This window comes from Rhizobium sp. L43, from assembly GCF_002531725.1.
In the GTDB taxonomy this organism is placed as follows: domain Bacteria; phylum Pseudomonadota; class Alphaproteobacteria; order Rhizobiales; family Rhizobiaceae; genus Rhizobium.
Genome location: NZ_NWSQ01000032.1, coordinates 68,856 through 82,820, shown reverse-complemented (window position 1 = coordinate 82,820; position 13,965 = coordinate 68,856). Strand labels below are relative to the sequence as shown.

Below are 13,965 nucleotides of genomic sequence, written 5' to 3'. Positions count from 1 at the left end.
CGACGTGACGCTGGTGCGCAACGGCAACGATGTGACGCTTGTCATCGCCGAGAGTGCGGCGGGTGCGGGCGATGGCGGCTCCATCCTGCTCCAGGGCAATCTCAACGAGTACTATCAGAGCGGCCTTGAGAAGATCGTCTTTGCCGACGGCACGATTTGGACGCGGGCGGACATGCTGACACATATCGCCTATACTGGAGGCACCGTCGGCAACGACATCATCACCGGATCTTCGGCCGCAGATGTGTTGCGTGCAGGACTGGGCAACGACACCTTGAAGGGCGGGGCCGGCAGTGATGCGTACATCTATCTTGCAGGTGATGGCAACGACATCATCGACGAGCCGACGTCGGGAACCGATAGCGATGTTCTCAGGCTGGATGACTTGCTCAAGAGTCAAGTTCTCTTTGCTCGGTCGACAACATCCGCAAGCGACTTGATCATCACAGTCCTCGCAACCGGCGAAACGATTACGCTGAAGAACCAATTCGATACTGCCGGAGGCGTCGAGTCGATCGTCTTCAAGGATGGCGAGGTTCTCGGTGGTGCCGCGGGCGCGTTGGATACTGCGCTCACGGGGCTGCTGGCAATCTATGGAACCTCAGGTAACGATACACTTGCCGGAACGACGGCGAATGACATCATCGATGCGGGTGCGGGCGACGACCGACTTGAAGGCAAGGAAGGCACCGACACCTATATTTATCGACCCGCCGACGGAAATGATGTCATTTTCGACTACCGAGGGTCTCGTGATAATCGACTCGTACTTGGACTTGGAATAGACGCCAGCGATGTTGTTTTCGCGCGCGTTGCCGCAGACTCGAACGATATTAAGCTCGCCTTCCGCTCGATGTCTGGATCGATCACGCTCGACGGTCAGCTTTGGAGCGATGCGGGTGTTGAGTTCATTCAGTTCGCCGATGGTACGGTCTGGAACGAAACAGAGATGTTGCGTCGGTATGTTGCGGACCAGCAGACGTCCGGCAACGACATCATCTGGGGTACGAATCTATCCGACCTGGCAACGGGTGGTGCGGGCGATGACACCCTGACTACCTTTGGCGGCAACGATCGTCTGGTCGGCGGGACAGGTAACGATCGCCTTGACGGCAGCGGCGGTACCGACGTCTACGTCTACGAGGCAGGCGATGGGGACGACGTGATTTTCGACTACACCGGCAGTCGCGACAATGTTTTGGAGTTCAGGCAGGGGATCTCTTCAGCGGACGTGGTGTTTTCACGCGTCGCGAGCGACGCGGCCGACATAAAGCTGACGTTCCGCTCATTGTCCGGCTCGATCGTGCTCGACAATCAGCATTGGGGTGACGCCGGTGTGGAGTTCATTCGGTTTGCCGACGGCACCCTATGGGACGATGCCGAGATCGCTCGCAGATACGTTGCAGATCAAAAGACGGCTGGTGACGACACGATTTGGGCAACGAACCTATCCGACAACGTATTCGGCGGCGCCGGCAATGACACGATCGTAGCCTACGACGGCAACGACCGTCTTATCGGCGAGGCAGGCAACGACCGGCTGGACGGCGGCGGCGGCAACGACGTCTACGTGTACAACGGCGGCGATGGCGACGACGCTATCTTCGACTACCAAAGCAGCCGCAACAACGTTCTCGAATTCGGTGCCGGAATTTCGGCAGCGGACGTAGTGTTTTCACGTGTCGCGAGCGATGCGGCCGATATGAAACTGACATTTCAATCGATGGCTGGCTCCATCGTGCTCGATAATCAGCACTGGGGCGACGCCGGCGTCGAGTTTATTCGGTTCGCCGACGGCACGATCTGGGATGATGCCGAGATCGCTCGTCGATATGTCGCGGGTCAAACGACGGATGGTGATGACACCATTTGGGCAACGAACCTATCCGACAATGTAGTCGGCGGCGCCGGCAATGACACGATTGCCGGCTACGATGGCAACGACCGTCTAGCCGGCGGGGCGGGCAACGACCGCCTGGACGGCGGCGGCGGTAACGACGTCTACGTGTACAACGTCGGCGATGGCGACGACGCTATCTTCGACTACCAAAGCAGCCGCAACAACGTCCTCGAGTTTGGTGCCGGAATTGCGGTAACAGACGTTGTCTTCTCACACGTCACGAGCGATGTGAACGACATGAAGCTGTCATTCCAAGGGATGACAGGCTCCATCGTTGTCGATAACCAGCTCTGGGGCGATGCTGGTGTCGAATTCGTTCGTTTTGCCGACGGCACCGTCTGGAACAAGACTCAGATCGCGGCACGCTATGTAGCCGACCAGCAGACCGCCGGCGACGACATCATCTGGGGGACGTATGGCGCCGATACAATCCAGGGCGGGGCTGGCAACGACACTCTTCGCGGGGTGGGTGGAAATGACACTTTCGTGTTCAAGGCTGACTTCGGCAAAGATACGGTGACAGATTTCTCCGCCGGTGCGGGCATTGGTGATGTCCTCGACATCAGTGACGACCTCTTCGCGGATTTTGCATCGGTGATGGCGGCCGCCACCCAGGTCGGAGCAGACACGTTGATTACTCATGACGCCAACACGTCGATCACTTTGAAGAACGTCGCGCTGACAAGCCTGCACCAGGATGATTTCCGCTTCACGGCTGCAGCGTGAGAAAGAGGAAATCGTCTTGAACAAGGCTGCAGAACAGTCGTCACAAGTATTCCTTGTGGCGGTTCTCTCGTCGCTTCGAAAGGCCTTCCTCGGAGTCGGCCTGACAAGCTGCGTCATCAATATCCTTGCTCTGACCGGCTCATTTTTCATGCTTCAGGTCTACGACCGGGTCATTCCCGGCCGTAGCCTGCCGACATTGGTGGGACTCGGGATCATCGCCGCAACGCTGTTCGTCTTCCAGGGCGTCTTGGAATTGATCCGGTCGATGTTGCTCGTCCGGGTTGGCACTGCGGTCGACGAACGTTTCGGTGACCGCGTTTACGGCTCTCTCGTCTTATTGCCGTCGCGCATGCAGATGCCGGGCGACGGGCTACAGTGCGTGCGGGATCTCGATACCGTCCGCGGTTTTCTGTCGGGACCGGGGCCGACCGCGCTGTTCGACATGCCCTGGATGCCGTTCTATCTTTTCCTTTGTTTCCTCTTCCACATTTGGATCGGAGTGACTGCGCTTGCCGGTGCACTGATCCTTATCGCCTTGACCATGCTTACCGAGGTTCGGTCGCGGCAGCCGGCGAAGGAAGCAGCCAAGCTTGCCGCCGAGCGCATCAATCTTGCCGAAGCGACCAAACGGAACTCGGAAGCCGTCCTCGCCATGGGCTTCGGCCATTTCATCGGTGAGCGTTGGACCGAGCTCAACCGAAAATATCTGGCAAACCACGTTGCCGCCAGCACGGTCACGGGCGGGCTGGCGACGGCATCGAAAATCCTGCGCATGATGCTGCAGTCGGGCGTGCTCGCCGTCGGCGCCCTTCTGGTGATCCGTCAGGAGGCAACTGGCGGCATCATGATTGCTAGTTCCATTTTGGTGAGCCGCGCCCTGGCGCCCGTAGAACTCGCCATCGGGCAATGGAAAGGCTTCGTTGCCGCCCGGCAAAGCTGGGGGCGGCTGACTAAGCTGATGACGCTCATGTCGTCGGAGCAGCGCGAGGTCGATCTACCGGCGCCGCGGGAAAACCTGATCGTCGAGAACCTGCAGATCGCCGCGCCGGGCGGGCGCAGCCCTATTCTTCGCGGCGTCTCCTTCAAGGTTTCGGCAGGAGAGGCAGTTGGCGTTATCGGTCCGAGCGCATCAGGAAAATCCACACTCGCCCGCGCAATCACCGGCCTTTGGTTGCCCTTGGGCGGCGCGGTAAGGCTCGACCAGGCTCTCCTTACCCAGTGGGATCCGCACGAACTCGGCCGCCATCTCGGTTATCTGCCACAGGATGTCTCGCTTTTCGATGGGTCGATCGCGCAGAACATTGCACGGTTTGACCCAAAGGCCGACTCCGAGACTGTCATCGCCGCAGCGAAGGCAGCTGGCGTCTACGACATGATCGTGCAATTTTCAGATGGGTTTGACACCAAGGTCGGAGAACAGGGATCGGTGCTCTCGGCCGGTCAGCGCCAGCGCATAGCGCTTGCTCGCGCACTCTATGGCGAGCCGTTTCTGGTGGTTCTCGACGAGCCTAATTCCAACCTTGATGCCGATGGCGAGGCGGCCCTGACGAAAGCGATCTCTGGGGTTCGCGCGAGGGGAGGGATTGCGATTGTGATCGCACACCGGCCGAGCGCGCTCACGGCAGTCGATCAGGTTCTTGTCATGGGCAATGGCCAGATGCAGGCCTTCGGTCCGAAGGACGAAGTATTGAAAAAGACCACGGCGAGGCCAGCCACGGCGACCCCGCAGCCGATGCGCCTGCTGATCGGCGGCGAGGAGACGGGAACATGAGCGATGTCGGAGCGCCATCGGCGGAAGGCGCCATCCGCAAGCTGACGGTAGCCGCCCTCAGCATCGTCGTCCTACTCGGCGGTGTGATGGGCGGTCTCGCTGCCACCACCCACCTTTCAGGCGCGGTCATCGCCTCCGGAATGGTCGTCGTTGACACTTATGTGAAGCCGGTACAGCATCAGAAAGGCGGTACCGTCGGCCAGATATTCGTCAAGAATGGAGATCTGGTGGAAGCCGGCCAGATCCTCATCCATTTGGACGATACCCAGACCCGCGCCAATCTCGCCATCGTAACCAAGCGGCTGAACGAGCTTTCCGCAAGGACGGCTCGGCTTGTAGCGGAACGCGACGGCACACAGTCGATCGCTTTTTCCGAAGAGTTGCTGGCAAAGGCCAGCGATCCAGAGGCCGCGCGCTCGATCGAGGGCGAGAAACGCCTCTTTGCCAACCGCCGGTCATCGCTGGTGGGGCGAAAGGCGCAATTGCGTGAGCGGATCGAGCAACTCAAGCAGGAAGCCGAGGGTCTGGTCGCCCAGGAAACCGGCAAGCGCCAGGAGATTGCGCTGATCGAAAAGGAACTGGAAAGCATTCAGCGCTTGTTCGATCAAGGGCTCGTTCCCGCCAACCGGGTATATGCGTTGCAGCGTGAGGCCGCGAGCCTCACTGGCGAGCTCGGCAACCTCGTCGCGACCGAAGCACAGACGAAGGGTAAGGTCACGGAAACAGAACTCCAGATCATCCAGATCGATGATGACCAGCGTAGCGAGGTCTCCGACCAGCTTCGACAGGCCGAGGGAGATATCGGCGAATATTCCGAACGCCTGGTCGCTGCTCAGGATGATTTGCAACGTATCGACATTCGCGCGCCGCAGGGCGGCATTGTGCATCAGCTTGCCGTGCACGCATCCGGCGCCGTCATCGCTCCGGGAGAAGCGATCATGCAGATCGTTCCGGATCGCGATGCCCTCGTTGCCGAAGTCAAGCTGATGCCGACCGATATCGATCAAGTGTCCATCGGACAGATGGTGCATTTGAGATTTTCTGCCTTCAGCCAGCGGAACACGCCGGAGCTGAATGGTGTCGTGACCAGTGTTGCAGCAGACCTGACGAGCGATCAGCGCTCGGGCCTCAGCTACTACGTCGTCCGTACCAAGGTTTCCGATGGCGAATGGCAGAGGCTTGGCCAGGTCACGCCCGTTCCCGGCATGCCGGTCGAAGCCTTCATACAGACCGGCGAACGAACGGCGCTGGCATATTTGACGAAGCCTCTCATGGATCAGGTCGCGCGAGCCTTCAAGGAAGAATAAAAAGATGCGGCGCCTTAATCACCGACCGGGGGAAGAAAGACAGCTGACCAATGCCGACACTCTCGACCGTTCGGCATTCCCTGGGGCCGCGTAGGATAGTGTCGGGTGACTGAGGTAGCGAAACTTCCATTAAAGTCGTTCCATAAATACCGGTTACGCCACTGACACTGAAAATAGCGGGGTCGACGGTCCTGTTCCTTTCAAATTTCGGCTATTTCGGCGTGTCGGCTTTGTTGGCGCGCGCCTGAATTTGCGTGCATCGTTCGATCAGGTGTTCGAACGGCTCGGAATCGCCGAGCAGCAGACCGTCGTCGACCATGCGCGCGTAATCCTCACCGAGTGCGCGCAGACCTTCTCCGGAGGGTGTCAGAACCAGATTGCCATTGACGGCTGCGGCGTAGTCGATGGGCGAGCGGTCGGCCGCCTTTTCCGCAAAGAACATTGATTTGTGTTTCGCCACGGCATTGGCGAGCTGCCGATCCGCGAATGCCTTGTCGGCGAAACCAGCATCGTTCAACCGGACGACGTCATGCCAATGACGAGCAAAACGATCGCCGCGGAGGCGCTCCTGCAGGCAGAAGACATGGATTGCCGTCGCCTTCTCCCAGAACGTCCGCTCCGCGTGCATGACGCGGGGGCTCGCCTTCGGAAATTCGACACCATCGACCTGACCCGCGGCGTCGCAGTCGACATCGCGAATACTGGCTGGCTCGCCGGTGGATCGGGCCCCGAATTCGAGCATGACGCTCCGGGCGACATAACCGGATCCGCTGCTCACCGCGTCATAGTCCAGATAGAGCGTATCATCCTCGAGGCGAATTGCCGCCGGAAGAGATTGATCGCGCAGCGCACCGGCGATGACCGGCTCCACCGACTCCGAAACCCAGACCGGAAGCCGCTTCCGTACTTCGCTGGTCCAGCGTTTCTCTTCGCTGCGGGTTTTCGGCAGCGCCTCATCATTATCGCCGACCAGGTCCGGCGCCAGGGCGCGGATATCATAGGTCAGGTCGACGTCCTCGGAGAACCTTTTGATGACGCCGTAGCCTTTCGAAAGCGAAGTGCCGCCCTTGAAGACGAGGTGCTCGCCGAGCTTGGACGAAAAGAGCGTCTGCAGCGTCCAGACGACCCAGACATCCTTTTCGAGCAGGTGAATGGGCCGTCCGGTGCGGTCGGCCGCCACGGCCAAGGCTTCGCGCCGGTCGTCCTTTGACAAGGTCAGGAACTGATCAGCCATGCGCAGCCTTTCCCACGCTTCTTGCAAGCCAAGTCGGGAACTGCGGAGCCGCCGCCACTAACTCGCCGAACGCGTCTGGCGGCAGCTTTCGCTTGATCCGCGACAGTGCTTCATCGGCCTTCTCGGGCCCAAGCCAGGCGAGCGCACGGACCGCCACGCCGGCGGGCCGATCGGCCAAGGCCAGTTGCCAGCGAGGGACATGCCTAAGCTCGACCGTTTGCTGTCCAAGGTTCATCGTCCGGCTGCGGCCGGATGTAAGGTAGACGGAGCGGACCGGGACCTGGGTGGTCAGGCCCAGGGAATTCGCAGCGGCGGCGCCGTTTGAGACAATGACCTCGCCGCGCTGCTGCGCCACTGCCTCTACGGCCTGTTCGACCGTCGGCAGCCGACTGCCAAAACGACTTTTGACGGGCCGCATATAGATACCACGGCCGGCCCGGACGAGCTCGCCACGCTCGGCCAGGCGCGACAGAGCCTGGTCCAGGGCGGCACGATTTCCGAGATGCAAAAAGCTCTTTGCCGAAAGCGCGGACCCTTCCGGCAGTCGTTCAGCATGGCCCATGATTTGTGACGTCAGCTTTTGCATGGCATGTCTCCTGTCAGAAATATATACAGTTTTCTGACAGTTTGCAATGAGAGGGGAAGACGACGCGTGTCATACTGGTATTTTTTTGCCGCGTTCGTATTCTTTCTGGGAAGATCGAGGAAGGCGCCCGCTGCCTATGCAAGGCGTCGAACGTCGCCGGCAGGCCAGAGCTCTCGAGGCCAGCGACCGGCTTGTTGCCATAGAGTTCGCGTTTTAGGCCAGGAAGATCGCATAATGGATCGTCGGGAACCTATGTATGTCTCGGACAAACTACAGGTCGCCGCTTCCTTTCAGTATGGACCGCCATCAGCCCCATTCGATTGGCCACATATTCTGCTCCCGAAATGGTGGGGTGGACCGATTATGACGGTAGGTATAGACGCGTGGTCCGGTAGGCGCTATTCGTGATGTACCAACATCAGCAAACCATCCCGTGGATTCTCCAAGGCCTCTTGTATTGAAAAAAGTGCAACGCAGTTTTGCCGTCGAGTACAAAACCGGCAGGCGAAAACTCGATACCAGGTCAAACTCGATCTGGGGCAACGTTGATTTGAAATCCGTCGCTCGCGACCTGGAGGAAGAGGCAATGCCGTTTCTGTCGGGTAGCTCTCAGAGTGGCAAATCCGACTGCGAAATGTCTTTACCAAAAGCAGATCAGGTCGAGCCGTTGTTGACAGCGCCTCTCGGGCCGTCGACAACTGCATCAGACACACAGGAGATAAGCATGGCCGACGAGACTGATACTGCAACCAGTGCCGATGTGCCGACCGTTGTCGAAACGCCTATTGCGCCGAAGAAACAGCGCAAACTCCGGGCCAAGAAAACCGCGGCACTTGAGACGCCGTCAGCTGACGCTGCGGCAGAGCCAGCAGTTGCTCTGGTCGCCGCCGGTGGTGTGAAAAGGAGAAGGCGCAAGGCAAAGGTGATCGAAGTTACGGCGAGCGCCAAACGCGCACCTGTGCGCCGCACTCCAAAGGCTGTGCAGACAGCGCCGGTCGCGCCGATGACGGCGATCGATGAGATGGCGGATCTCCTGCAGTTGGAAGAGGAAAATCAGCGACTGCGCAAGCTTCTGGCTGAAAAACTTCGCGCTGAAAATGCCGATCTGCGCAAACGGCTCAAGCTCGATTGACAAAAGCGGCTGGTCAATCGCCGGCCGCATTTCCATGCTTATCGAGAGATACAATTTGGCAACGGTGAATGCTGTTGCCGGAACTAAAACTCACTGCCTGCTTGCGGGATAAATCGCGAGGTCGGATAGATGGCGTCTCCCTGGAAATTTCTTGCCCGTCTGATCTCACCTGGACGCCAACAAAAAAGAGAAAGCGGCTCGAACGAGAAGGTTACGTCGGTGGCGTTGCCTATTTCCGGTCCGACTGAAGCGCCTGCCGAGGAGAGCGTGAATGGCGCTGATCGACCGGTTAGCGAGGAGCTACCTCGTCATGGTCAAGCCGCTGCAATTTCCGTAGAGCCGGTGCATTCGGATGAAGCCAAAAACGGTGCCCGCGATAGGGTCGAACGCGGTGCAGCAAAAATTGGGCAGGCCGCTAATCAGGCTTTATCCGGCGGTACTGGTATCGACGTCACCGCTGCACATGATGATACTACGCAGATCAGGCGAACTGTCAAAGTGGCACCGCGAAAGCAAAGACGTCGCAGCAAGGAAGCGGTAGCGGTTGCGAACGTTTCGCCCGTATCCCAGATCGCACACATTGCAGAGGAGATAAGGCTCGATGAAGAGATCAGGGTGCTCAGGGGGCAGCTGGCGAGAAAGCTAACGCTGCAAAACGCGCAGTTAAGAAAAATGCTGGAGCGATTTGAACGGTGAACGTGGGGCCGAGTTGATTTTGCTCTACGCATTTGAATGGGCGTTCGACCCTGGTCAACTTGCATAGTGGGCTAGATGCTGGGAGTGCATGTAAAGGCGACGATGACATGTGGCGCAACTTGCGATGTGTTGATGGCCGAAATCTCCGACGACAATCAACGAGTTTCAGCCAACGTGCCAGGGGACGCTGCTTACGGCCAGTTCTTCTTCGACCACCGGTCCGCCTCCAGAGATCGCGGACCAATGAATCGACAACGGACATAGCGCCAGCATAAGTCGCAAATTCGCAAACGTTTAGGCCAAAGCGAAATGACGCGCAATCCACCGGGTTAGTAAAGCAATCGAGCGCGTATCGTTCCCGGAATCTGGCGAATTTCATCAAGGATGTCACCCGCTCTCTGGCCAATGCTCTCGGCCTCAATCACCACATAACCCATCTCGCCGTAGGTCTGCAGGAATTCGCCGACGATATTTAGTCCGCGGGACGAAAAAATCATATTCAAACTGTTCAAGATGCCAGGGCGATTTTCATGAACATGGATGAAACGTGTGCCGTTCGGTCGCGGAGGCAGTTGAACCTGGGGAAAATTGACCGCGCCCAGCGTCGAACCGACGTCCGAATATTCGACGAGCTTCCTTGAGACTTCCCCTCCGATGCGCTCCTGCGCTTCTTCGGTTGAGCCGCCGATATGTGGCGTCAGAATTACATTGTCCAAACCCTGTAGCGGCGTCTTGAAAAGTTCTTTATTGGATGCCGGCTCTTTCGGGAACACGTCCACAGCCGCGCCTGCGAGATGCCCTTCTTTCAAAACCGTCGCAAGCGCCTCAAGATCGACCACGGTCCCGCGGGAATTGTTGATAAAAACGGCTCCCTTTTTCATTCGGCGCAGTTCAGCCTCAGTGATCATGTTTCGCGTTGATCTGGTCTCTGGAACATGCATCGTCACATAATCTGAGATTTCGAGCAGTGCCCCGAGCGTCGCCATCGATTCTGTATTGCCGTGGCGAAGCTTGTCCGAGGGATCGAAATAGCGCACGTTCATGCCCATACTTTCCGCAAGAACGCCAAGCTGCGAACCGATATTGCCATAGCCAACGATGCCCAGCGTTTTCCCGCGAACCTCACGACTGCCGACGGCAGATTTTTCCCATCCGCCTTCATGAGCCGAAGCCGAACGCGGGAAGATCCGCCTGGTCAGCATGATGATCTCACCGATCACAAGCTCGGCGACCGAGCGCGTATTTGAATAGGGAGCGTTGAACACGGGTATCCCGCGTCGGCGGGCCGCATCCAGATCGACCTGATTTGTCCCCACAGAAAAACAGCCGACGGCCATGAGCTTCTTAGCCGATCTGAAGATTTCCTCTGTCAGATATGTGCGTGAGCGAATTCCCACAATATGTGCTTCGGCTATATGACTTTTAAGATCCTTGTCATCCAGAGCCTTCGGCAGATGCGTGAGATTGACGTAGCCTGATGACGAAAAGTAGTCCACCGCGCTCTGACTGATCCCTTCAAGCAGAAGTACGGAAATCCGGTCGCGCGGAAGCGAAAGAGGTCGGGACATTGGATTGCTCTCGATTTTGGAATTCATTAAGAAGAGGCCACAAAAGCCCACAGACAGGGCAACAGGATTCAGTCAGATCCACGGACATTTGCACATAATAACCGACTCCGGCGGTAGAACATATGGCGCGCCAGCGGACAGTTCCGCATTGTCCAAAGATCTACATCATTTCCTATTGAAGCCGAACTGGTCATAGAGCCGTGCGACGACTGCCTTGTCTGCGGAATTGTCGCCGGCCAACGCACGCGTCGCGCGGCTTTTGTGGATTGCAGATGAGCTTAGCTCAACGCAGTGATGATGTCATGTGATCTCAACCAAATCGAAATCCAACCCATATCGCTGATGCGTCGCTGGTAGCGGCACCACCTCAGCAATGTGGAGTATTAGCAAATGAAAACATGGTTCATCACAGGTGCATCCCGCGGTTTCGGTCGCGCTGTCGCCGAGGAAGCCATTCGCCGCGGTGATAAAGTCGCCGCAACCGCTCGTTCCGTCGAAGCGCTTCAAGACCTTGTGGCACTTTCTCCCGAAGGCGTCGCGGCGATTCAACTCGACGTCACCAATTCCGAAGAGATCAAGCACAGCGTAGCCGCTGCCCAAGCACGCTTTGGCCACATCGACCTCCTCTTCAACAACGCTGGGATTGGCTATTTCGCTGCGGTCGAGGAAAGCCAGGAGGCGGAAATTCGACGAATGATGGAGATAAACGTTTTTGGTCTTGTCAACGTCACCAATGCGTTTCTTCCTGCCATGCGGGCGCGGCGCTCAGGTACCATCATAAACGTCTCGTCCGTCGGAGGCATCCGAGCTTTTCCGGCTGTCGGATGGTACTGCGCGTCCAAGTTCGCTGTGGAAGCTATTTCTGAATCGCTCTCGCAGGAATTGCAGCCGCTCGGTATTGACATCGTCCTCATCGAGCCCGGCCCGTTTGCGACGGATTGGGCTGGCAACTCAGCACATGAAGTACCACCGGACGGTGAAATCGCCGATTACGGCAATACGGCGGGTGGCCAGCGCGCGTCCTTCCGACAGAACGTCGGCAACGAGCCAGGGGATCCGGCAAAGGCGGCCGTGGCGATTGTCAATGTCGCTCATGACGAGGACAAGCCTCTGCGACTGCCGCTTGGCAATATCAGCTATGACGGCATTCTCAATAAACTCGAGCAGGTCCGTCAGGAGATCGCGAAGCGAGAAGCGGTCAGCCGCGCCGCGGATCGGGATTGACGTTGTTCGGGTGGCTTCTGCGATGACGCTATTGGTGCGTATCGCGGAAAAGGGAGACGTCCTTTCAGTTTCCGTATCAGAGCTTGGGGCCCGAGCGAGACTGGGAATCCAGTGACAATGTCTCGCAGCGTTCGCCGGCTTCAAAGCGTGCCGTAGCCCGGGCGAGCCCATTAGAGCCGAGCTCACGTCGGCGTCAATGTCCCGGTCGTCTTCAGGAACGCCGATCAGCACCGTCGTTTTGAGGCCGGCGCGCGCGAAGATGTTCGCGACGTCGGTCGCTCCCGTGAAATCGTCGGCCACGCAGCCGACCAGCAACTTTCCGGCGGCCACCACGGATCACCTCATGATGAAGGGGTTGGCGACGTCGTCAGCGGTCGAGATCATCACGCTCTTCGTCTGCATGTAGTTCTGGATCGACGCGATGCCATTCTCGCGACCGATGCCGGAGTGCTTGTAGCCTCCAAGAGGCGACATATAGCTGATGACGCGGTAAGTGTTGACCCAGACCGTGCCAGCCTGGATGGCGGCCGAAACTTTCAGGATACGACGCATGTCCTGGGTCCAGAAGCCCGCGGCCAGCCCGTAATTGGTGTCATTGGCAATATGCACGGCTTCCTCATCGCTGTCGAAGGGGATGACCGCCAGAACCGGGCCGAAGACCTCCTCCTGCGCGATGCGCATGTCGTTTCGGACCCCGGAGAAAATCGTAGGTTCGACGAACCAGCCCCTGGAGAGCTCGGCATTGTCCGGCCGCCCCCCACCGAGAACGCATTCGGCGCCCTCGCCTTTTGCGATGTCGATATAGCCGAGGATCTTCTCGAGTTGCGGCGGCGTCGTCACGGGGCCAACCTGCGTCGACGTCAATAGCGGATCGCCCATTCTCGCCGTTTTTGCGAGGTTGACGATCTTCTCGAGAAACTGGTCGTGGATCTTTCGCTGCACGAGCAACCGTGAGCCCGCGATACATGTCTGACCGGTGGCAGCGAAGATGCCGGAGATCACCCCGTTGACGGCATTGTCGATCTCCGCATCGTCGAAGACGATGTGCGGGCTCTTGCCGCCGAGTTCAAGCGTAACCTTCTTGAAGTTGCGCGCTGCAAGCTCGCCGATCTTGCGCCCGGTGCCTTCACTTCCCGTGAAAGCGATCTTGGCGACGTACTTGTGGGTCGTCAGCGTCTCGCCGACATCCGCGCCGAACCCTGTGACGACGTTGAAGACGCCCGCGGGAAAGCCAGCCTGTTCGACGAGCTTTGCGAACTCAAGGGTCGAAGCAGACGTGAACTCCGAGGGCTTTGCCACGAAGGTGTTCCCTGCGGCGAGTGCCGGTGCCAGCTTGTAGGCGAGCAGCAGGAGAGGGGAGTTCCACGGCGTAATCCCGACGCAGACGCCGAGCGGCTCATTACGAGTGAAGTTGAAGGTGTCCGCCTTATCGATCGGGATGACCGCTCCTTCGATCTTGTCCGCCAGCCCGCCGAAGTAGTAGTACCACTGCGGGATGTACTTGAGCTGAAACAGCATCTCGTTGATGAGCTTGCCGTTGTCCGTAACCTCGATCGTCGCGAGATGCTCCGCTTTCTCGGCGATCAGGTCGCCAAGACGCCGAAGAAGGTGTCCGCGGGCGCTCGCGGTGAGCTTCGGCCACGGACCGCTCGTGAAGGCGCGGTGCGCAGCCTCGACTGCTCGTTCCGCATCTTCCCTGCCGCCCTTCGGAATAGCGGCCCAGGTCTGCCCGTTGAAAGGGTTCTTCGTCTCGAACGTATCTCCATTGGCAGCGTCTTCCCACTTGCCGTCGATGAACATCTTGTATGTCTGCATTGTCTT

General features: G+C 58.5%; 10 protein-coding genes and 1 pseudogene. 6 read left to right on the top strand and 5 right to left on the bottom strand.

The genetic code is table 11. From position 1 onward, the window contains the following. From CO667_RS29470 to CO667_RS29460, 3 genes are all read left to right on the top strand, one after another. Nucleotides 1-2,626 (top strand): calcium-binding protein (locus CO667_RS29470; RefSeq protein WP_280951749.1); only part of this gene is annotated, 2,626 nt, incomplete at its 5' end. Beyond that, complete coding sequence (locus CO667_RS29465; protein ID WP_245424573.1) at nt 2,598-4,397, top strand: type I secretion system permease/ATPase; 1,800 nt, start codon at nt 2,598-2,600, stop codon at nt 4,395-4,397. The genes CO667_RS29470 and CO667_RS29465, both read left to right, overlap by 29 nt. Beyond that, nucleotides 4,394-5,704, top strand: coding sequence for an HlyD family type I secretion periplasmic adaptor subunit (locus tag CO667_RS29460; protein ID WP_096771283.1), 1,311 nt, complete (start codon nt 4,394-4,396; stop codon nt 5,702-5,704). The genes CO667_RS29465 and CO667_RS29460 overlap by 4 nt, the downstream gene beginning before the upstream one ends. Nucleotides 5,705-5,915: 211 nt before the next feature. Here the strand turns inward: CO667_RS29460 and CO667_RS29455 are convergent, their stop codons facing one another. Continuing rightward, nucleotides 5,916-6,938: a nucleotidyl transferase AbiEii/AbiGii toxin family protein gene (locus CO667_RS29455; protein WP_096771282.1), complete on the bottom strand. Its 1,023-nt coding sequence runs from the start codon at nt 6,936-6,938 to the stop codon at nt 5,916-5,918. Next, nucleotides 6,931-7,524 carry a DUF6088 family protein gene (locus CO667_RS29450; RefSeq protein WP_096771281.1) on the bottom strand — a complete coding sequence of 198 codons (594 nt, stop codon included), beginning with the start codon at nt 7,522-7,524 and terminating at the stop codon, nt 6,931-6,933. Before CO667_RS29450 ends, CO667_RS29455 begins: the two co-directional genes overlap by 8 nt. Nucleotides 7,525-7,981: 457 nt before the next feature. On the opposite strand from CO667_RS29450, the gene CO667_RS29445 reads away from it, so the two are divergent. After that, a complete protein-coding gene (locus CO667_RS29445; protein ID WP_081284270.1) occupies nt 7,982-8,656 on the top strand; it encodes a transcriptional regulator in 675 nt (224 codons plus the stop codon). 129 nt (nt 8,657-8,785) lie between these two features. Further along, nucleotides 8,786-9,352, top strand: coding sequence for a hypothetical protein (locus CO667_RS29440; RefSeq protein WP_088395843.1), 567 nt, complete (start codon nt 8,786-8,788; stop codon nt 9,350-9,352). Nucleotides 9,353-9,681: 329 nt separating this feature from the next. On the opposite strand, the gene serA is transcribed toward CO667_RS29440, so the two are convergent. Continuing rightward, entirely contained in the window at nt 9,682-10,920 is a 1,239-nt protein-coding gene (gene serA, locus CO667_RS29435; RefSeq protein ID WP_096771280.1) for a phosphoglycerate dehydrogenase, read from the bottom strand. 390 nt (nt 10,921-11,310) lie between these two features. On the opposite strand from serA, the gene CO667_RS29430 reads away from it, so the two are divergent. After that, complete coding sequence (locus CO667_RS29430) at nt 11,311-12,144, top strand: oxidoreductase (protein WP_096771279.1); 834 nt, start codon at nt 11,311-11,313, stop codon at nt 12,142-12,144. 183 nt (nt 12,145-12,327) lie between these two features. On the opposite strand, the pseudogene CO667_RS29425 reads toward CO667_RS29430, so the two are convergent. Beyond that, a pseudogene (locus CO667_RS29425) lies at nt 12,328-12,477 on the bottom strand (four-carbon acid sugar kinase family protein); the annotation flags it as partial. Between the two features lie 3 nt (nt 12,478-12,480). Next, entirely contained in the window at nt 12,481-13,959 is a 1,479-nt protein-coding gene (locus CO667_RS29420) for an aldehyde dehydrogenase (RefSeq protein WP_064843698.1), read from the bottom strand. Nucleotides 13,960-13,965: the final 6 nt, after the last annotated feature.